The organism is Mesorhizobium sp. Root554, assembly GCF_001427025.1.
Classification (GTDB): Bacteria; Pseudomonadota; Alphaproteobacteria; order Rhizobiales; family Rhizobiaceae; genus Mesorhizobium.
This window is the reverse complement of sequence record NZ_LMGA01000001.1, coordinates 3,256,799-3,276,360: the sequence shown is the minus strand read 5'-3', so window position 1 is coordinate 3,276,360 and position 19,562 is coordinate 3,256,799. Positions and strand designations below refer to the sequence as shown.

24 protein-coding genes are annotated in these 19,562 nt (G+C 62.6%); 12 read left to right on the top strand and 12 right to left on the bottom strand.

The window, feature by feature from the left end; translation table 11 throughout:
• Positions 1–4 precede the first annotated feature (4 nt).
• The 6 genes from ureG to ureC form a co-directional block, all read right to left on the bottom strand.
• Entirely contained in the window at positions 5–640 is a 636-nt protein-coding gene (ureG, locus tag ASD44_RS15925) for an urease accessory protein UreG (RefSeq protein ID WP_056114101.1), read from the bottom strand.
• A complete protein-coding gene (locus ASD44_RS15920; protein ID WP_056114099.1) occupies positions 637–1,077 on the bottom strand; it encodes a DUF3995 domain-containing protein in 441 nt (146 codons plus the stop codon). Before ASD44_RS15920 ends, ureG begins: the two co-directional genes overlap by 4 nt.
• Positions 1,074–1,742, bottom strand: coding sequence for an urease accessory protein UreF (locus tag ASD44_RS15915; protein ID WP_056114096.1), 669 nt, complete (start codon positions 1,740–1,742; stop codon positions 1,074–1,076). The genes ASD44_RS15920 and ASD44_RS15915 overlap by 4 nt, the downstream gene beginning before the upstream one ends.
• Positions 1,735–2,304, bottom strand: a complete 570-nt coding sequence (gene ureE / locus ASD44_RS15910) for an urease accessory protein UreE (protein WP_056114094.1) — start codon at positions 2,302–2,304, stop codon at positions 1,735–1,737. Before ureE ends, ASD44_RS15915 begins: the two co-directional genes overlap by 8 nt.
• A gap of 62 nt (positions 2,305–2,366) precedes the next feature.
• Entirely contained in the window at positions 2,367–2,960 is a 594-nt protein-coding gene (locus ASD44_RS15905) for a hypothetical protein (RefSeq protein WP_056114091.1), read from the bottom strand.
• Positions 2,961–3,000: 40 nt separating this feature from the next.
• Positions 3,001–4,713, bottom strand: a complete 1,713-nt coding sequence (gene ureC, locus ASD44_RS15900; RefSeq protein WP_162246428.1) for an urease subunit alpha — start codon at positions 4,711–4,713, stop codon at positions 3,001–3,003.
• 158 nt (positions 4,714–4,871) lie between these two features.
• On the opposite strand from ureC, the gene ASD44_RS15895 reads away from it, so the two are divergent.
• Both ASD44_RS15895 and ASD44_RS15890 read left to right on the top strand, forming a co-directional pair.
• Complete coding sequence (locus tag ASD44_RS15895) at positions 4,872–5,234, top strand: hypothetical protein (protein ID WP_056114084.1); 363 nt, start codon at positions 4,872–4,874, stop codon at positions 5,232–5,234.
• Between the two features lie 114 nt (positions 5,235–5,348).
• Positions 5,349–5,840, top strand: coding sequence for a hypothetical protein (locus ASD44_RS15890; protein WP_056114079.1), 492 nt, complete (start codon positions 5,349–5,351; stop codon positions 5,838–5,840).
• Between the two features lie 50 nt (positions 5,841–5,890).
• Here the strand turns inward: ASD44_RS15890 and ASD44_RS15885 are convergent, their stop codons facing one another.
• Genes ASD44_RS15885 through ASD44_RS15870 form a run of 4 tightly spaced genes read right to left on the bottom strand, consistent with a single transcriptional unit; the run spans position 5,891 to position 8,004 of the window.
• A complete protein-coding gene (locus ASD44_RS15885) occupies positions 5,891–6,196 on the bottom strand; it encodes an urease subunit beta (RefSeq protein WP_056114076.1) in 306 nt (101 codons plus the stop codon).
• A 1-nt stretch (position 6,197) separates the two neighbouring features.
• Positions 6,198–6,791, bottom strand: a complete 594-nt coding sequence (locus tag ASD44_RS15880; RefSeq protein ID WP_056114073.1) for a HupE/UreJ family protein — start codon at positions 6,789–6,791, stop codon at positions 6,198–6,200.
• 58 nt (positions 6,792–6,849) lie between these two features.
• On the bottom strand, positions 6,850–7,152 hold the full coding sequence (locus ASD44_RS15875) for an urease subunit gamma (RefSeq protein WP_056114069.1): 303 nt from the start codon (positions 7,150–7,152) through the stop codon (positions 6,850–6,852).
• A gap of 9 nt (positions 7,153–7,161) precedes the next feature.
• Positions 7,162–8,004: an urease accessory protein UreD gene (locus ASD44_RS15870; protein WP_056114067.1), complete on the bottom strand. Its 843-nt coding sequence runs from the start codon at positions 8,002–8,004 to the stop codon at positions 7,162–7,164.
• 188 nt (positions 8,005–8,192) lie between these two features.
• Here ASD44_RS15870 and ASD44_RS15865 point away from each other — a divergent pair, with 188 nt between their 5' ends.
• Genes ASD44_RS15865 through ASD44_RS18440 form a run of 4 tightly spaced genes read left to right on the top strand, consistent with a single transcriptional unit; the run spans position 8,193 to position 10,947 of the window.
• Positions 8,193–8,447, top strand: coding sequence for an acyl carrier protein (locus ASD44_RS15865; RefSeq protein WP_056114064.1), 255 nt, complete (start codon positions 8,193–8,195; stop codon positions 8,445–8,447).
• 13 nt (positions 8,448–8,460) lie between these two features.
• On the top strand, positions 8,461–9,669 hold the full coding sequence (locus tag ASD44_RS15860; RefSeq protein ID WP_056114061.1) for a beta-ketoacyl-[acyl-carrier-protein] synthase family protein: 1,209 nt from the start codon (positions 8,461–8,463) through the stop codon (positions 9,667–9,669).
• 9 nt (positions 9,670–9,678) lie between these two features.
• Entirely contained in the window at positions 9,679–10,380 is a 702-nt protein-coding gene (locus ASD44_RS15855; RefSeq protein ID WP_056114058.1) for a glutathione S-transferase N-terminal domain-containing protein, read from the top strand.
• Positions 10,381–10,431: 51 nt separating this feature from the next.
• Positions 10,432–10,947, top strand: coding sequence for a hypothetical protein (locus ASD44_RS18440; protein WP_156459865.1), 516 nt, complete (start codon positions 10,432–10,434; stop codon positions 10,945–10,947).
• Here the strand turns inward: ASD44_RS18440 and ASD44_RS15845 are convergent.
• Both ASD44_RS15845 and ASD44_RS15840 read right to left on the bottom strand, forming a co-directional pair.
• Positions 10,944–11,564: a nucleoside triphosphate hydrolase gene (locus ASD44_RS15845; RefSeq protein WP_056114055.1), complete on the bottom strand. Its 621-nt coding sequence runs from the start codon at positions 11,562–11,564 to the stop codon at positions 10,944–10,946. The genes ASD44_RS18440 and ASD44_RS15845 overlap by 4 nt on opposite strands.
• 106 nt (positions 11,565–11,670) lie before the next feature.
• A complete protein-coding gene (locus ASD44_RS15840) occupies positions 11,671–12,771 on the bottom strand; it encodes a hypothetical protein (RefSeq protein ID WP_056114051.1) in 1,101 nt (366 codons plus the stop codon).
• Between the two features lie 271 nt (positions 12,772–13,042).
• Here ASD44_RS15840 and ASD44_RS15835 point away from each other — a divergent pair, with 271 nt between their 5' ends.
• The 6 genes from ASD44_RS15835 to ASD44_RS15810 all read left to right on the top strand — a co-directional run bounded on the left by ASD44_RS15835 (position 13,043) and on the right by ASD44_RS15810 (position 19,395).
• Positions 13,043–13,957, top strand: coding sequence for a D-alanyl-D-alanine carboxypeptidase family protein (locus tag ASD44_RS15835; RefSeq protein WP_244478845.1), 915 nt, complete (start codon positions 13,043–13,045; stop codon positions 13,955–13,957).
• A gap of 206 nt (positions 13,958–14,163) precedes the next feature.
• Complete coding sequence (locus ASD44_RS15830; RefSeq protein WP_156459931.1) at positions 14,164–15,801, top strand: ABC transporter substrate-binding protein; 1,638 nt, start codon at positions 14,164–14,166, stop codon at positions 15,799–15,801.
• Positions 15,802–15,819: 18 nt separating this feature from the next.
• On the top strand, positions 15,820–16,887 hold the full coding sequence (locus tag ASD44_RS15825; protein WP_056116337.1) for an ABC transporter permease: 1,068 nt from the start codon (positions 15,820–15,822) through the stop codon (positions 16,885–16,887).
• Positions 16,884–17,801, top strand: coding sequence for a nickel transporter permease (gene nikC, locus ASD44_RS15820; protein ID WP_056114042.1), 918 nt, complete (start codon positions 16,884–16,886; stop codon positions 17,799–17,801). The genes ASD44_RS15825 and nikC overlap by 4 nt, the downstream gene beginning before the upstream one ends.
• The gene (locus ASD44_RS15815; RefSeq protein ID WP_056114039.1) at positions 17,798–18,631 is read left to right on the top strand and encodes an ABC transporter ATP-binding protein; all 834 of its coding nucleotides are present in this window, start codon (positions 17,798–17,800) and stop codon (positions 18,629–18,631) included. Before nikC ends, ASD44_RS15815 begins: the two co-directional genes overlap by 4 nt.
• Positions 18,628–19,395: an ABC transporter ATP-binding protein gene (locus tag ASD44_RS15810; RefSeq protein WP_056116334.1), complete on the top strand. Its 768-nt coding sequence runs from the start codon at positions 18,628–18,630 to the stop codon at positions 19,393–19,395. The genes ASD44_RS15815 and ASD44_RS15810 overlap by 4 nt, the downstream gene beginning before the upstream one ends.
• Positions 19,396–19,562 lie beyond the last annotated feature (167 nt).

The following is a 19,562-nucleotide window of genomic DNA, read 5'->3' as shown; positions in this document are numbered from 1 at the left end:
GAGCTTATTCCGCCGCGACGCTCGGCGCCCGCAGTCCGCCGTTTTCGCCGATGAAGTCGATCACCGCCTGAAGCCCCTTGCCGCGGGACAGATCGGTGAAGCCGAACGGCCGCTTGCCACGCATGCGGGCGGCGTCGGATTCCATGATGTCGAGATCGACATTCACATAAGGGGCAAGGTCGCTCTTGTTGATGACCAAAAAGTCCGAGCGGGTAATGCCCGGACCGCCCTTGCGCGGTATCTCCTCCCCCTGGCACACCGAGATGACATAGAGGGTCAAATCGGCGAGGTCCGGCGAAAAGGTGGCGGCGAGGTTGTCGCCGCCCGACTCGATGAAGACGATGTCGAGATCGGGGAATTTCCGGTTCATCTCGGCGATCGCCTGCAGATTGATCGAAGCATCCTCGCGAATGGCCGTATGCGGGCAGCCGCCGGTCTCGACGCCCATGATGCGGTCCTCCGGCAGGGCCTGCAGCCTCGCCAGCATCAACGCGTCTTCCATGGTGTAGATGTCGTTGGTGATGACGGCGATGGAGAAATCGTCGCGCAGCGCCTTGCAGAGCTTTTCCGTCAGCGTCGTCTTGCCGGAACCGACGGGACCGCCGATGCCGATGCGGAGCGGGCCATTTGACGATGTCATGCGGTGAACTCCGACAGTGCGAGAACTGCGAACCCGGCGCCCAGCAACAGGCACAGCGGCGAATAGTAGCGCACGTCGAACCGCGCGAAAGGCTGCTCCGGCGTCAAACGGCGCCAGGCGGGGATGAAGCCGGCGATGCCACGGCCAAGGAAGACCAGCGCGATCAGCAGTGCTGTCGCGGCCAACCCCGCCTTTGGAAACGGCGAGGCAAAGACGCCTTCGAGCGCCAGCGGCCACAGCGTGGCGAGCCCGAGGCAAGCGGCGACCGCAAAGCAGGATACCGGCGGCGGCATCTCATCGACGCCGCGGAAACCGACCACCGCATGGGCGCACGTCATCTGATCCTTGCCGGGCAATGTCCCGCCAATACCCCAATAGACATGGGCGGCGGTGATCAAGAGCAGGATGCCGGAAAGTGCGAAGGCAAGAACAATCATGACCGGAAGAGCCTCGAATGCTGGGTTTCATGCCGCATCGCCATCACGTCCGAGACAATTGCGCAGCCGCCGAGATCGTCCAGGGTCGATCGGACGGCACGGGCGGCGATATCGAGAGTTAGCGGTTCGGAACCGGCAATCAGCGCCGTCGCCGCCGTCTGGCCGATAACGCCCAGTCGGATGGCCGCCTGGGTGAGATTGGAAACGAAGGCCTGCAGGAAAGCAGCGAGCGCGTCTTCCAGCGAAATGCCATGGGCTCCCGCCACAGCGCCCACGGCGACGCAGTAGGGGCAGTCTGCCGGCAGCGCCGCCAGCACGGGGTTCGGCCAGGCAGTCGCCGCTTCGATGAAGGCCCCGCCCTGCAGCATGGTTTCCATGTGTCGCTCGCGCGAGCTTGCAAGCGCCTCCGCCAGCGCCGCAAGTTCTGCAAGATCGCCGTCATTTCGGGCACGGTGCCAGCTTTCGGCGAAAAGCACCGCGTCGTTCCAGCCGGAGCCCGCTTCCACAACGGCTGACAGCCAGGAAGCGAGGCTGCTTTTATCGAAGATCAAGCCTTCTTCGACAGATCGCTCCAGCCCATGGCTGTAAGAAAACGAACCGACCGGAAAGGCCGGCGACAGCCATGCCATCAAGCGCAGCAGCGCAGGGCCAGCCGCATCAGGCATGGTTGTGTCCGTAATGCGGATCGCCGGGAAGTCGTCCGAAACGGTCCGGCTTGCCGTGGTCGTGCTCATGCTCGTGATGATGTCCATGGTCGTGTCCGCCCGAATAGGCGCCCCGTAGCGGTTCGAACGGCGCGGAGATTTCGGTGACATTGGCGCCAAGCCCCTCCAGCATCGCCTTGATGACGTGGTCGCGCAGGATAAGGATGCGATCCGCATCGATGGCGGCGGCAAGATGCCGGTTGCCGATATGCCAGGCGAGTTCCGCCAGATGCACCGCATTGCGGGCACGGATGTCGTAGACAGCTTCCTCGGCGGCGACGATTTCGATCTGCCTTCCGTCCTCCAGCACCAGCCTGTCGTGATCGGCAAGCGCGACAGGTTCCAGCAGATCAACCAGCACACGCTCGCCATGAGCAAGTTCGAGGACCCGGCGACGCAGATGACGCTCATCATGGGCAAGTCTGGCGACATCGAACGGCACTGCCGAGCCTGCCTCGGCGGCACGTAGGACAGATACGGCGCGCGGGAACTTGGTGAAGTCGGTGTTGATGCTGAATTTCATGCAAAAATCCTCGGAAGGCAGCGTGCCAGCCTAGCTCATCTACAGCGCCGGCCCAATCGCCCTCATGCAATCGTGTCGAAGAGCCGCAGGATGAACGAGACCTGATAGATCAGGGTCAGGGCGATGAAGATCATGTGGAAATAACGGTTGCGTACAAGGATCGCGGCGATGCAAAGGGCGACGAAGACCGGCGTCCGGAATAGATATTCGTTGCCGAAGCGGGCGAAGTGCGCCTCGCCTTTCAGCAGAGTGTCTATCACGTCAAGGAGATAGGTCGTCCCCAGAAGGCCGAAGAACCAGGCGCGACGCGAGTAAAAATAGTCCTCATAACTGCGGTAGTCCTGCATCGAATCCGGGAAAAGCAGGGCACAAAGCAGAAAAAGCGCAATGGCGTAGACGATGAGGAACAGATATTTGCCGAAGGTCCAGTTTTCGATCTGATAGAGGCCGAACTCCCACCACCAGAAATGCACGAGCATCAGCAGGACGGACGCGACCCAGGCGAGATGCACAGGATAAAGCCGATACTGCTTGGGGTGCTGGACGATGCGGGCGACGCCGGACAGAAGACGGGTGACGCCTAGGCCAATCACCATGCCCATGACGATGCGGATATGAGGAAAGATGTCGTGGGCGGTGGCGAGTTGCTGATCCATCGGTGAAGGTCCGGTTGCCGCCTCGCGATACGCCAGATTTCTAGAACAGAAAATACCTTTGCGCCATCGGCAGCACCGTCGCTGGCTCGCAGGTCAGCAATTCGCCGTCGGCCCGGACTTCGTAAGTCTCCGAATCGACCTCGACATGTGGCGTCGCATCGTTCAGCACCATCGAATGCTTGCCGATGCCGCCGCGGGTGTTTTCCACCGCGATCATCTGCTTGTCGACGCCGAGCTTCTTCCGCAGACCAGCATCGAGCGCAGCCTTGGATACGAAGGTGACGGACGAGTTCGTCATCGCCTTGCCGTAGGCGCCGAACATCGGGCGGTAATGCACCGGCTGCGGCGTCGGGATCGAGGCGTTCGGATCGCCCATCGGCGCTGCAGCGATCATGCCGCCGATTAGCACCATGTCCGGCTTGACGCCGAAGAAGGCCGGGTTCCACAAAACGAGATCGGCGCGCTTGCCGACCTGTATCGATCCGATTTCCTTCGACAGGCCATGCGCGATAGCCGGGTTGATCGTGTATTTTGCGATGTAGCGGCGAACGCGGAAATTGTCGTTGTCGCCTGTCTCTTCCTTCAGCCGGCCGCGCTGGCGCTTCATCTTGTCGGCTGTCTGCCAGGTCCGGATCGCTACCTCGCCGACGCGACCCATGGCCTGTGAATCCGACGAGATGATCGAGAATGCGCCGATGTCGTGCAGAATGTCTTCGGCGGCAATGGTCTCCTTGCGGATGCGGCTTTCGGCGAAAGCGATGTCCTCAGGAATCGACGGCGACAGATGATGGCAGACCATCAGCATGTCGAGGTGCTCGGCAATGGTGTTGACCGTGTAGGGCCGGGTCGGGTTGGTCGAGGACGGGATGACGTTGGGCAGGCCGCAGACCTTGATGATGTCTGGCGCATGGCCGCCACCGGCACCTTCGGTATGGAAGGCATGGATGGTTCGGCCCTTGAAGGCGTTCACGGTGTCCTCGACGAAGCCGCTCTCGTTCAGCGTATCGGTGTGGATCATCACCTGCACGTCGTAGGCGTCGGCGACCGACAGGCAGCAGTCGATGGCGGCGGGTGTCGTGCCCCAGTCCTCGTGAAGTTTCAGCGCACAGGCGCCGCCCAGCACCATTTCCTCGATTGCCGCCGGTAGTGATGCGTTGCCTTTTGCCGAAAGTCCTATGTTCATGGGAAAGGCGTCGAAGGACTGGATCATTCGGCCGATATGCCATGGTCCCGGCGTGCAGGTGGTCGCCAGCGTGCCGTGCGCCGGACCGGTGCCGCCGCCGAGCATGGTGGTTATGCCGCTCATCAGCGCTTCTTCGATCTGCTGCGGGCAGATGAAGTGGATGTGCGCATCCATGCCGCCCGCCGTCAGAATCTTGCCTTCGCCGGCGATAATCTCGGTGCCGGGGCCGATGATGACGGTCACGCCATTTTGCGTGTCGGGATTGCCGGCCTTGCCGATGACGGCGATGCGGCCGTCTTTCAGACCGATGTCGGCCTTGAATATGCCGGTGGCGTCCAGCACGAGGGCGTTGGTGATGACGGTATCGACAGCACCGCCCGCTCTCGAAACCTGGCTCTGGCCCATACCATCGCGGATGACCTTGCCGCCGCCGAACTTCACTTCTTCGCCGTAGACGGTAAAATCCTTCTCTACCTCGATGAAGAGTTCCGTGTCGGCAAGACGAACCTTGTCGCCGACTGTCGGCCCGAACATCCGGGCATAGGCGGTGCGGGAAATCTGTGCCATCAACGGGTGCTCCCTACAGGCAGCACGGTAAAGACCGCGCTCCACATTGCCGCCGCTTTATGGTCACGCAATAACCCGATGGGCGGCGGCTTCTCATCCCATTTTCCGTATGCACTGCGCGCGTTGCCCGACAATTCATCATTCGAAGGAAGGGAAAATCCATGCGTAAACTGACGATACTTGCCGCCAGCGCGGCGATGATGCTGACGGCTGCCGCCAGCGCGCAGCAGCAACCTGCTCCCACAACGCCGGCTCCGGCTCAGGCCGCCCCGTCGGCCCAACCCACGATCAAGAGCGTGAAGATCGTCGATATCGAGCAGTTGCCAGCGGACACCAAGGAACAGGTCAACGCCGTGGTCGCCAAAAGCAGCGATGCCGAGCTTCAGCAATTGCGCGGTTCCATCGACACCATGCCGCAGGTCAAATCCGCGCTCGAAGCCGAGGGGCTGACGTCGGCCCAGGTCGTCGCGGCCAGCATGGGCAATGACGGCGCCTTGACGCTGATTACCAAGAAGGCAAGCTGATCCCGCAGCGCGGCGGGCCAAAGCCAGCGCGACCCGTCGCGCCGCAGGAACCTTCTGCAAATCGGTTTCGTTTCGCATTAGTGTGCGAACCGACATGACGTCAGGAGGGAAGACATGACCATCAATGATTTGAACGCCAATTGGCTTCACGCAATTGCGATCAGCGCGTTGCTGGTTTTGGCTGCGCCGACCGGAGTGCTGAACGCGCAAGGGCTGGATTCCACCCAATCGATCGACAAGATCATCGGCTCCGAGGTCACCCAGGAAGAAAAACCCGTGATCGCCGATGAGAAGAACGTCATCGCTGCAATCGAGCGGACCAGCGAAACGATCGGCGAGGTTCGCAAGACTTCGATGCTGGACAAGATCGATATCGTGTTCCTGACGGACGCGGCGCGCAGCGAAGGTGGCCCGCCGCCAGAAATCGAAAGCAAGGTCAAGGAGCACGAGGCCGAAGTCGCGGAACTGCGGCAGGAGATCGAAGCCAACGCTCTGTTTTTCCACGCGATCGATTCGCGCCGCGTGCTTGCCCAGGACGTTCTGGCTATTTCGTTCGATGGTCCGAGGAACGTCACCGTCTATGCGGCGGCCAAGCCAGCCAAATGACACCGCAGACCACGGATTCGCGTTCGCTGCGATTCTCCAGGGAAGCCTGTTCACAATTTGCCCATGACCTTTTGCCTGAAGCCGTAGACCTCGCGCTTGCCGCCGAGAGGAATCAGCGTGACGTCACGCTCCTGACCCGGCTCGAAGCGAACAGCCGTACCGGCGGCGACGTCGAGACGCATACCGCGCGCCTTTTCGCGGTCGAAGCGCAGGCCCTGATTGGTTTCAAAGAAATGGTAGTAGCTGCCGACCTGGATCGGCCTATCTCCTGTATTGGCCACCTTCAGGGTCACCCTCGGCAGTCCGGCGTTGAGTTCGACCTCACCGGCGGCTGGAATGATTTCACCAGGTATCATCTCAAATCATTCCGAGAATGAGACCGGCGCCGAGCGCCGCGCAAACACCGCCAGCCGCCCGGGCAAGTCGACGGAACCGCAAGCCAAGGCCGAGCCCGACACCGATGCCCGTGGCGTGCAGCAAGGCGGTCGCCAACGCAAAGCCCGCCATGTATTCAAACCCGCCGGCATTGTCAGGCGCCTCGGCGCCGTGGGCGTGGCCATGAAACAGGGCGAACAGGCAGATGATCGCAATGCCCGCCGCGATCGGCAGGTCGATGGCCAATGCAACCATCAGTCCAAGCACGACGACTGAAGCCAGGATGCCAGGCTCGACCAACGGCAGCGGCATCTGCGCCATTCCAAGCATGCTGCCGAGCATCATGACGGCGACAAAGGCCAGTGGCCACGCCCATATGGCCTTGCTGCCCTTAAGCGAACCCCAGAGCCCAACGGCGACCATAACGGTCATGTGGTCCAGCCCCGACAGGGGATGCATGAAGCCGGAATGAAAAGACGAAACGGTGCCCGAGCCGATATGGGCATAGGCCTGCGCCACGGCAGCCAGGAGGAGCAAGGCGGTCAACGTTGTTTTCTTGGCAAAAGCGCACATCATCGCAGTCCTCTTGTTGAAGTGGGCCGTGCAGGCAGGCCGCGCGCTTCCATCATCGTCTTCATCTTATCGGTTCGTGCACGGTCACCAGCTTGGTGCCATCAGGAAACGTCGCCTCGACCTGGATGTCATGGATCATCTCCGCCACGCCTTCCATCACTTGAGCGCGGGTAACGACATGGGCGCCGGCCTCCATGAGTTCGGCGACCGGGCGTCCATCGCGGGCGCCCTCGACGACAAAGTCAGTTATCAGCGCGATAGCCTCCGGATGATTGAGCTTGACGCCGCGTTCAAGCCGCTTGCGGGCGACGATGGCCGCCATCGCCACCAGAAGCTTGTCCTTTTCCCTCGGCGTCAGGTTCATGCATCGTCCCTAGAGTGACCACAATTTGGGCAGCCCGGCCTGTCCGTTGAGCAGCCTGACAAGCGGCACGAGCCGTTGGCGCAGGCTGTAGCCGTCTGTGTCGTAAAGCCTCGCAAGAAGCTTGCCAGTCTGGCCGATTGTCCAGAAGCTTGCGCTGCCTTTTTCGCCGATCATGGTGCGCACGGCGTCGAGCCTGGCTTCCGCATCGGGAGAAATGACGAGCACCGTCGCCAGAGCGACCGCCCCGCCCAGCACTGCGGCGTGGCGCAACCTGGCGGCGATCTCCGGGCCGATGCTGAAGTCTTCGGCGTGGACGAGCTTGCCGTTGGCGACGACGCGCCAACGATCCCGAAACAGCCCGAATTCGGCACTTTCGCCCATGGCCCGCCGGCCAAACAAGGTTGCCTCCAGAATGAGCGCCCGGGCATCCCTGGCCAAATCAACGTCGAGTCTGCGGGAAAAGGCAGCGCGGTCGAAGACGATGGTTTCCTGAGGCAGCCATGCCAAGTGCCCCCCTGTCCCGACATTCAGCCGGACATCGGTCTCGGCCCGGCCGGACGCGGCGCGATAGATCTTCTCGCAGGCCTGCGTGGTCACCACTGTGGCTGCGCCGGGTCCGATATCGACCGCCCAGCGCAACCGATCACCGCCCGTCAGACCTCCGGACGTGTTGATGAGAACGGCTTCCAGCGGTCCGTCCGCCACATGAGGCAACCGAATTTTTGCCGAGCCTTCCTGATACAGTCTTTGCAGCCTTGTCCGCCCGCCGCTCTGCCCGCAGGACAGGCGAGCCGTTCCGGCAGACCGCTGCGCCACAGGTGGCGAGCGGCAAATGTCGCTCATGCTGTTCATCGGCGACAGGTTAAGCACTGCGGCAGCTTTGTCGATATCCGTTGTTGCCACCCACGGTTTCGGTTTCTATAGAGGATGACCTCTAAGGCTGCCTGAGGCCCGGGCGGGGCAGATTCCGCGGCATGGCTGAATTAAAGAGGCAAAAAAGCGCCGCAGCGTCGGAAAGCTTATATTGGGGAAGGAACCGGATGGCTGACGAGTTGGCAACCGACATCATCGAAAAGATCAAGGCTCACGCCGACACCAATGGCGGCGAAATCACCACGAAGACCGAATTGACGGCGCTAGGCATCCATTCCCTTGAACTCACCGAGATCATTTTCGACCTTGAAGAGGCGTATGGCATCGAAATCGAGATGAACACCGTCGACGCCTGGAGCAATCTCAAGAATGTCGGCGACATGGTTGAGGCCGTTCGCGTGCTGATCGCAAAAAAAGGCTGATCAAGAGCGCTCAATGCACAAACGAGTCGTCATCACCGGTTTGGGCGGCATCTGCGGCCTCGGCAACGATGTTGCGAGCATCTGGGGCGAGATGCGCGCCGGGCGTTCGGCCATCGGCCCGCTCGTCAACAGCGAGCTGCACGATCTGAAAGTGCGGATCGGCGCAGAGATCAAGGCGATGCCCGACCACGGCATCGACCGCAAGCAGATGGTGACGATGGACCGCTTCAGCGTGCTGGCCGTCATCGCTGCTCGCGAAGCCATGCGTCATTCCGGACTGTCCGCCAGGGACGGCGACGCGGCGCGTTTCGGCGCGTCGGTCGGCGTCGGTGTCTGCGGCTGGGAAGCGATCGAAGAGAACTACCGGGCCATCCTTCTTGAAGGCAGGACCAGGGCCGGCATTTTCACCGTGCCGAAGGTGATGCCGAGCGCCGCTTCCGGACAGGTCAGCATCAATCTCGGGCTTCGCGGTCCAGTCTTCGGCGTCACCTCCGCCTGTGCTTCCGCTAATCATGCAATCGCTTCGGCGGTGGACCAGATTCGTCTCGGCCGCGCCGATGTCATGCTGGCCGGCGGCACGGACGCGCCGCTGATATGGGCCATCCTCAAGGGCTGGGAAGCGCTTCGGGTGCTTGCGCCTGATACCTGCCGGCCCTTTTCGGCCGACCGCCAAGGCCTGGTCATCGGCGAAGGCGCCGGGATGGCGGTGCTTGAGAGCTATGAACACGCCAGCGCGCGCGGCGCCACGATCCTCGGCGAAGTCGCCGGCGTCGGCATGTCGGCGGATGCCTCCGACATCGTCGCACCGACGATCGAGGGTCCGGAGGCGGCGATGCGCCTCTGCCTTGCCGATGCCGGTCTGAACCCGGAAGACGTGGATTATGTCAACGCCCACGGCACCGGAACGAAGGCCAACGACCAGATCGAGACTGTCGCGATCAAGCGGGTGTTCGGCGAGCATGCGCGCAAGCTTTCCATCTCATCGACCAAATCCATGCATGCGCATTGTTTCGGCGCATCCGGCGCGCTGGAGATGATCGCCTGCATCATGGGCATGAAAGAAGGCCTGGTGGCGCCGACCGCCAACTACCGCGAACCCGATCCGGAATGCGATCTGGACGTGACGCCCAATGTCGCGCGCGAGCGACCGCTGCGTGTGTCGATCTCCAATTCCTTTGCTTTCGGCGGCACCAATGCGGTGCTCGCCTTCAAGTCCGTCTGAGGACCTCGAATGGCCGACCTGTCAGCTTTCCCGATCACCGAGCGCTGGCCGGCGAAGCACCCAGACCGGCTGCAGCTCTATTCAGCGCCGACGCCTAACGGCGTCAAAGTCTCGATCATGCTGGAAGAGACCGGCCTGCCTTACGAACCCCACTACATCAACATCGGCAAGGACGAGACCTGGGGAGCGGAATTCCTGTCGCTCAACCCGAACGGCAAGATACCGTCCATCATCGATCCGGCCGGTCCCGGCGGCCAGCCGCTGGCGCTGTTCGAATCGGGCGCCATCCTGGTTTATCTGGGCGAAAAGACCGGCAAGTTCCTGCCCGCCGATCCGGCCCAGCGCTACCAGACCATCCAATGGGTGTTTTTCCAGATGGCGGCGATCGGCCCGATGTTCGGGCAACTCGGCTTCTTCCACAAATTCGCCGGCCGCGAGATCGCCGACAAACGGCCGCTGGAACGCTATCGCAGCGAGTCGCGCCGGCTCATCGGCGTGCTGAACACGCGTCTCGAAGGCCGCGCCTGGCTGATGGGCGACGACTACACCATCGCCGACATTTCCATGCTCGGCTGGGTCCGCAATCTCATCGGCTTCTATGAAGCGCGCGAGATCGTCGGCTTCGACGAGTTCACCAGTCTGGCGGCATGGCTCGAGCGCGGGCTAGCGAGGCCGGCGGTACAGCGCGGCCTGGCCATTCCCTCTGCCTGACTAAGCGAAGCTTATTTCGCCTTCGAACCGGTCTTGCTTTGAGAAGACTTCTTGCCGCCGACCAAGGAAGCCGCCCCCTTCGCCGTGGCGACCGCCGCTCCGACCGCCACATTGGCCGTTGCTTTCACGGTCCGCGCCAGAGAGGAGACGATCGAATCGTCGGAGCTCTTCTTCGATTTCGTCGTCTTGGCGGCAGTGGCCTTTGTTGACGCCGTTGGGGCCGCAGCGCTTTTTGCCGCGGAACTTGCCTTCGCCGCGCCGGCCTTGACGGACGACTTCGCAGCGGAAGCCGTCTTAGAGGCAGCCGCCGTTGCCGTCGGCGTCACGCGCTTCGGGGCGGCTTTGCCGAATGCGGGCTTGGCATCCTTGGAGCGTTCCGCCACGGCCTTGCCGGCGCCCGCCTTGGCGGCCTGCTGTGCTTTTGCCTGTACAGTCTTTCCAGCCGTTGCCGGCTTCTTCGCTTTCGTCGTCGCCATTGCATTTCCCTCATTGGCCGGCGGAATTGCCGTCAACTCCTTAAACGACTTTGCTTCCCAACGGTTCCGGAAGCCGTTTGCACGCTCTTAAAGCTCATGATCCAATACAAGGTCGGCGCGTCGCCGGCGCGCCAACACACGTTCGATATTCGGCATGTCATTCGACGCGATCCAGGCAAGAGCTTCCTCTTCCGCCCGGCCATGATCACGCCAGCGCTGGCGGAGCCTGCGCTCCAGTTCGGCGCGCGGCACATCGATGAAAATCGTGAAATCGAACATCGGACCCAGGCGCGACCAAGGCTCCTCATCCAAAAGCAGATAGTTTCCTTCGACGAGGATGAATTTTATGTCGGCAGCAATGACCGACGCCGCGGCGCGCGACAGCTCCATGCTGCGGTCGAAGACCGGGACGGCAATGTCAGGCTCGCCGGCGCGGATGCGCTTGAGCAGAACCTCGAAGCCGGCGAAATCGAACGTTTCGGGCGCGCCCTTCCTCGCTCTTTGCCCGCGTTGCTCAAGCACGACATCGTCGAAATGGAAGCCGTCCATCGGCACGATGGCTGCCGTGCCCTCCGGCAGCACGTCGTGCAAAGTGGCCGAAATGGTTGATTTTCCCGCGCCCGGCGGCCCCGCGATGGCCACGATGAAGCGGCCGGCCTTGCCGGCACGCTTGAAAATGGAAGCTGCTATGTGAGCGATCTCGGACATGGTTCTACCGTCTTCTGGTTCGAATCATGGGTCATGCCGTTGCAGGTCGGCTCCTACTGTGACGGCAGATCGACGAAACTTCAAACCCGCCGGCCACGAGAAACCGTCAAAGCGGCGTGAACTCTCTCAGGAAAGCACCGTCGAATGGCAGCTCGCTGGTGCTGCCATCCGCCATTTCAATTGCCAGCTTGTCGCCATCGACGCTGATGTCCCTTGGCGGGTTGCCGTCGGCCTGCAACGCCGAACCGATGATCTGGCGGAACGCGGCGCGACGCCCATCAGCCAGTTCGAAAGCAGTCGGAATGCCTTGCCGCTTCAGCCAGTTGTCGCCCAGCGACGCCGCGTGTCCGACCGCCGCGCGGCCATCCTCGATGCCGATGACGCCGCGGTGGCGACCGTTCCAGGGCGCGTAATCTCGGCCGCCATTGGAAATCCACAGCATGGTGATCGGCAGCTCGGCCGGGTTCTTCAGCACCAGAACGAGGTCCTTTTCGGCAGCGCGCGCCACGGCGGTCCAGCCCGGCCCTTCATGTTCGGCCTCGACCAGCGTAACGAAATCCTCATGCCGACGGTCCATCGCGTATTTCGTCAAATCCAGCGTGCCGCCGTCGTTCGTGGGGAAGCGGGTGAGGTCCTGTGTCTGTGCGGGATAGGCAAGCAGGAAGCGACCGCGCGTCGGGTCCGGCTCCAGCGGGTCACTGCCCGTCGCCGCAATCCGCTTCGGCGAGAATGCCAGCCGCCCGCCCTTCGCCATGACCGTCATCGCATGATGCGCGACCGAAATGCCCCCGGAGCCGCCCGTGAAGCCATGCTCCTGATAGAGAAACGGGTGGCCGTCCCGCAGGGTCAGCCGCTTTTCCACCGTCGCGCCCATCACCTTGCACTGGAGCCGGAGCAGCGCGCCGGATTCGCCGTCGCGCTGCCACGTGTCGATCAAATCCCACCGGCTGTTGGCCGGCCAGCCATGCAGCGGCGCCTCCTCGACATCGCTGCGCGAAAACGGCGCGCACAGGAAATCACCGGAGAGGCGGGCGCTGCCAGCCGGAAAATCGGCCGGAATGGTGCCTTGCGGCTCGTCGATCCATGGCGCGCGATGCAGCGGGCTCAGGGTGCGGCCACCGGTCTCGACCACCATATCGGCCAGATGCCCGACCGCAAGGTCCACCGTCACGGATATGCCCTTCGCCTTGATCGTGACGCTGTCCACGTGCCGTATCCTTCCTCGGTTGTCTTTGCCGCTTCGCGGCTCGCGTGATGTTAGCCACAGCGACGGAGGCAAGCCAGCTTTTGGCGTGTGCCATTCAGGATTTTGAGCAACTGTTTTGACGCGGTATCAGGGCTGAGGAGAAGCGCATTAACCAAATGGACGCCGGGAGGTGCTTAGGATAGTTTGCGCCCCGTCTCAGCAACCGTCACCTCCGCAACAGGCCGCCTTGCATAAATTCCATTCCTCCCTCGTTCGAGCCTTCGCCGCGTCCATCCTGCTGCTTTTCGTAGCCGGGTGCGCGACGACGACGCCCCCGGAAGCCCTGTTGACCGTGCCGGCGCCGGCGGAGAAATACGCCGCCATCGTCGTCGATGCGCGCACCGGCAAGAGCCTGTTCGACGTCAACTCCACCGCGCAACGTTATCCGGCTTCGCTGACCAAGATGATGACGCTCTATCTCGTCTTCGATGCGCTGGAAACGGGTCGCCTGAGCAAGGAGACCCAGATACCGGTTTCCGCCCATGCGGCGTCCCAGCCGCCGACCAAGCTCCGATTCCGGCCGGGCGAGAGCATCGATGTCGATTCCGCCATAAGGGCGCTGACGGTCAAATCGGCAAACGACGTGGCCGTTGCGGTGGCGGAATATCTCGGCGGCAGCGAGGACGGCTTTGCCGCGATGATGACGGCGAAGGCGCGCCAGATCGGTATGCGCAACACCGTCTTCCGCAATGCATCGGGCCTGCCGGATGCCGCGCAGCATACCACCGCGCTCGACATGGCGGTTCTGGGTATCGCCCTGCGCTCCCGCTTCCCGCAATATTACTTCTATTTCTCGGCGACCGATTTGATGTTCCGAGGCAGGCTCGTAAAGGGCCATAACGATATGCTCGGCCGCGTGCGCGGTGTCGATGGCATCAAGACCGGCTATATCCGCGCGTCCGGATTCAACATCGTGACGTCCTACGATGCGGACGGGCGACGCCTGGTGATCGTGGTGATGGGCGCCGACAGCGCGAGGCAGCGTAACGACCACGTCGAAGCGCTTCTGCGACGGACGCTCTCGCCGGGGTCGGGCACGACAAGGGTCGTTTTCAATGCCGACAGCCAGCCTCGGCCGCAGGTTCCGCAATCGGCGACGCCTGCGCCAATCGGCGGGCTGCCCCCGCCGGGCGTGCAGCCTTACTAAGACAATCCGCCGTCATCGATCCAGCGCGCTGTCCAAGCACGCTGGCGCCGCGCGCTTCCCGGGGCCGTTTCATCTTGCCCAAATGCAAGGCGTGGTCAGGTCAGCCTTGAGGGCATCGGAATGTCAAATTCCGGGCAGGCTTGACGTTCTCGGCCAAGAGCGCATGAATAGGAAAACAAAGCGAAAGCAAAGGGAACAATTCGATGATGATGCAAAGACTGGCTGCCCACTCGCGCTCCCTGCTTGCCGGCGCCGCCTTGTCCGCTGTCCTCCTGGCCGGACCCGCTTTCGCGGTCACTCCCGCCGATACGCTGGTCGAAGGCTTTGCCATCGACGACATCATCACCATGGACCCCGGCGAGGCCTTCGAACTTTCCACCGCCGAGGTCACCGGCAACACCTATGACCTTCTGGTGCGTCTCGATCTCGACGATACATCCAAGGTCAAGGGCGACCTGGCCGAAAGCTGGACCGTCTCGGATGACGGACTGACCTACACGTTCAAACTCAAGACCGGCATGAAGTTCGCCTCCGGCAACCCGATTACCGCCGAGGATGTCGCCTATTCCTTCGAACGCGCCGTCAAGCTCGACAAGAGCCCCGCCTTCATCCTTTCGCAATTCGGCCTGAACGGTGACAACGTGGCAGAAAAAGCGAAGGCGACAGACGAGACGACTTTCGTCTTCACCGTCGACAAGCCCTATGCACCAAGCTTCGTGCTGAACTGCCTGTCGGCAACCGTCGCTTCCGTCGTCGACAAGAAGCTGGTTCTTGAACATGTCAAGCCGATGACGCCAAGCGCCGATTACAAATACGACAACGACTTCGGCAATGAATGGCTGAAGACCGGCTATGCCGGCTCCGGTCCCTACAAGCTTCGGGAATGGCGGGCGAACGAGGTCGTCGTCATGGAGCGCAACGAGAATTACCATGGCGACAAGGCGAAGCTCGCCCGCGTCATCTACCGCCACATGAAGGAAAGTTCGGGCCAGCGCCTTGCGCTCGAGGCCGGCGACATCGACGTCGCCCGCAATCTCGAACCGAACGACTACGATGCGGTCTCGAAAAACACGGAACTCGCCACAACGAGCGCGCCGAAGGGCACGGTCTACTACATCAGCCTCAACCAGAAGAATCCGAACCTCGCCAAGCCGGAGGTACGGCAGGCGCTCAAATACCTGGTGGATTATGACGCGTTGGGCTCGACCATCCTGAAAGGCATCGGCGAGATCCACCAGACCTTCCTGCCCAAGGGTGTGCTCGGCGAACTGGACGAAAATCCCTTCAAGCTCGATGTCGCCAAGGCCAAGGAGCTTCTTGAAAAAGCCGGTCTGAAGGACGGCTTCTCCGTCACCATGGATGTGCGGAACAATCAGCCTGTGACAGGCATGGCCGAATCCTTCCAGCAGACCGCCGGACAGGCCGGCGTCAAGGTCGAGATCATTCCAGGCGATGGCAAGCAGACGCTAACGAAATATCGTGCCCGCAACCACGACATCTATATCGGCCAGTGGGGCCAGGATTATTTCGATCCGAACTCCAATGCCCAGACCTTCGCCTCCAATCCCGACAATTCCGATGCTGGCAAGGTGGCTACGCTTGCCTGGCGCAATGCGTGGGACATTCCAGAGCTCTCCAAGGAAACGGAAGCGGCGCTGGTGGAAAAGGATTCCGCCAAGCGTGCCGCCCTCTATCAGGAACTGCAGAAGAAGGTGCTCGACACCAGCCCCTTCATCATTATCCACCAGCAACTGGAAGTCGCCGGACTGCGCGGCAATGTGAAGGGCCTCAAGCTCGGCCCGAGCTTCGACACCAACTTCGTCTGGGGGATAACCAAGGAATAGGTGGCGGGGCCGGTCTGCTTGAACGCGGTCGAAACACGGCAGTCGGGGCGCACCAGCGGGCGGCGCGCCACCGGGTTGGCGTTGGCCGTCGCCCGCTTCCTCGTCATCGCGATCACGACCTATCTCGGGCTGCTTGCGGTCACCTTCTTCATCGGCCGCGTCATCCCCATCGACCCGGCGCTGGCGGTGCTGGGAGACCGGGCGCTGCCCAGCGTCGTCGAGCGCACGCGGCGTGAGATGGGTCTCGATCTGCCGCTCATCCAACAATTCTATCTCTACATAAAGAACGCGCTGAGCGGCGATTTCGGCAACTCGGTGCTGACCACCAACCCGGTGATGACGGATCTGCGCCGCGCCTTCCCGGCGACGATCGAGCTTGCCACGCTGGGCACGCTGATCGGTTCGGTCATCGGCGTGCCGCTCGGCGTGCTGGCAGCGGTACGCCGGGGTTCTCTCACCGACCAGTTCGTGCGGGTGATCGGCCTGCTCGGCTATTCCATTCCCATTTTCTGGCTTGGGCTGCTGGCGCTGGTGCTGTTCTACGCCAAGCTACAATGGGTGGCTTATCCCGGCCGCATCGACATCGTGTATGAATACAGCTTTACGCCGGTCACCGGCTTCTACCTGCTGGATTCGGCGATGCAGGGCCAGTGGGACGTCTTTCGCGATGTCGCGCGCCACATCATCCTGCCGGCATCGCTGCTCGGCTACTTCTCGCTCGCCTATATCAGCCGCATGACGCGGTCCTTCATGCTCAACGAACTGACACAGGAATACATCGTCGCGGCGCGCGCCAAGGGATTGTCCGAAACCCGCATCATCTGGGGCCATGCGCTGCGCAACGCGGCGGTGCCGCTGGTGACGGTCATCGCGCTTTCCTATGCCGGGCTGCTCGAAGGCTCCGTGCTGACCGAAACAGTTTTCTCCTGGCCGGGAATCGGCCTCTACATCACCAATTCGCTGCAGAACGCCGACATGAACGCCGTGCTCGGCGGCACCATCCTCATCGGTTCGGTGTTCATCGGCATCAACCTTCTGTCCGACCTGCTCTACCGCGTGCTCGATCCAAGGACGAAGGCGGCATGAGCGAGATTGCCCGAACCCGTCGCGAATGGCTGCTCAGCGAACGCCCGGCCTCGCGCCTGCAGGCCCGGCTCGGTCGCGCCTATGTCACCTGGCGTCGATTTTCGTCGAACCGCCTTGCCATGGTCGGTCTCGGCATCATCGTCGCGCTTCTGGTCGTGGCGGCGCTCGCCGACGTGCTAGCGCCGCAATCGGCCACGATCGGCGATCTCAAGAACGCCCGGCTGTTGCCGCCCAGTTCAGCGCATATATTCGGCACCGACGACCTCGGACGCGATATCCTTTCACGGATCATCTACGGCTCGCGCCTGACGCTGTACGTCGTGGCGCTGGTGGCGATCATCGCGGCACCCGTCGGCCTGCTGGTCGGCACCGTCGCCGGCTATGCCGGAGGCTGGATCGACGCGATCCTGATGCGCATCACCGACATCTTCCTCGCCTTCCCCAAGCTGATCCTGGCGCTCGCCTTCGTCGCGGCGCTCGGCCCCGGCATCGAAAACGCTGTGCTTGCCATCGCCATCACCTCCTGGCCGCCCTATGCCCGCATCGCGCGCGCCGAAACGCTGACAGTGCGCAACTCCGACTACATCAAGGCGGTTCAACTGATGGGTGCCTCGCCCTTCCACATCGTGCTGCGCCACATCATGCCGCTCTGCATCTCGTCGCTGATCGTGCGGGTGACGCTGGACATGGCCGGCATCATCCTGACCGCGGCAGGCCTCGGCTTCGTCGGCCTCGGCGCGCAGCCGCCGCTCCCCGAATGGGGCGCCATGATCGCCTCGGGGCGCCGCTTCATCCTCGACCAGTGGTGGGTGGCCGCAGCCCCGGGTGGCGCGATCCTGATCGTATCGCTGGGCTTCAACCTTCTGGGCGACGGCCTGCGGGACGCGCTCGATCCAAGGAGCGGCGGCCAATGACGCCGCTGCTCGATGTCGACGACCTGCGCGTCACCTATCCGACCCGCACCGGCGAGATCAAAGCCGTGCGCGGGGTCTCCTTTTCGCTCGGGCGCGAGCGGCTGGGCATCGTTGGCGAATCCGGCTCCGGCAAGTCGCAGACCGGCCGCGCCATCATGGGGCTGACGCCGCCTCAGGCGGTGGTGACGGCCAGGACACTGGCCTTCGACGGCAAGGATATGCTGAAGATGACGCCTCGCGAACGGCGCGCCCTCCGGGGGAAGCGCATCGCCATGATCCTGCAGGATCCGAAATATTCGCTCGATCCGGTCATGACCATCGGTAGCCAGATCGTCGAGACCTTGCGGGCGCATGAGAACGTCGCCCGGGCCGAGGCGCGCGACCGCGCCCTTTCAATGCTGGAGGCGGTGCAAATTCGCGATCCGAAGCGGGTTTTCAATTTGCACCCGCATGAAGTATCGGGCGGCATGGGTCAGCGGGCCATGATCGCCATGATGCTGATCGCCGGGCCGGAACTGATGATCGCCGACGAACCGACCTCGGCCCTCGACGTTACCGTACAACTCGATGTGCTGGGCATTCTCGACCGGCTGGTCTCGACACACGGCATGGGGCTGATCTTCATCTCCCACGACCTGCGGCTGGTGTCCTCGTTCTGCGATCGCGTCGTGGTCATGTATGCCGGTAAAGTGGTGGAGCAGTTGCCGGCATCCGAACTTCACAATGCCGAACATCCCTACACGCGGGGCCTGCTCGACTGCATGCCGAAGATCGGGGCAGATCGTCATCCGCTACCCGTGCTAGCGCGCAAAGCGGAGTGGGCGACATGAGCGCCGCCATCTCCATTACCGATCTCCAGGTGGTCTACGACCGGTTTCATGCACTGAATGGCGTCAGCCTGGAGGTTGAGGCCGGCGAATCCTTCGGGCTGGTCGGGGAATCCGGCTCCGGCAAGTCGACGCTGCTGCGCGCCGTCGCCGGCCTCGCGCCCGTCAGCGCCGGGACGATTTCCGTCAACGGCCAAAAGCTCGGCCCACGTCGCGACAAGGCGTTCTACCGCCAGGTGCAGATGGTGTTCCAGGACCCCTATGGTTCGCTACACCCACGCCAGACCGTGGACCGGCTGCTGCAGGAGCCTCTGGCCGTGCATGGCATCGGCGACGGCGAAACCCGGATCCAGCGCGCGCTGGACGAGGTCGGCCTCGGCTCCGGCTTCCGCTTCCGCTACTCGCACCAGCTATCCGGCGGCCAGCGCCAGCGCGTCGCGATCGCGCGCGCGCTCATTCTCGAACCGTCGATCCTTTTGCTCGACGAGCCGACTTCGGCGCTCGACGCGTCGGTACAGGCTGAAGTGCTGAACCTGCTGGAGGAGGTGCGGCGCGCCAGGGGCCTGACTTTCCTGATGGTCAGCCACGATCTCGCCGTCGTCACCCATATGTGCGGGCGGCTGATGGTGATGCGTAACGGCGAAACGGTCGAGATGCTGTCAGCAGCCGAACTGGCGACGCGGCAGGCCAGCCACGATTATACGCAACGCCTGCTCGCGGCCAGCGACGGCTTCGTCCGCCACCCCGGAACCTTTTCGCCTGGATGAGAGAACGAACGCCGGCGCACCAGCCTATGGCTTCCGCGTGCCCACAGGTTTCGAATTTGACCTTGGCTGACGAGACAGCACCATTCCATTTGTCCGTTGAAGCCGGCCCCGGCTTCCGCTAAGAAGCCGTGGCCGACCGGTTCTCCGGCTGGCCTGTTTTCGGCGAC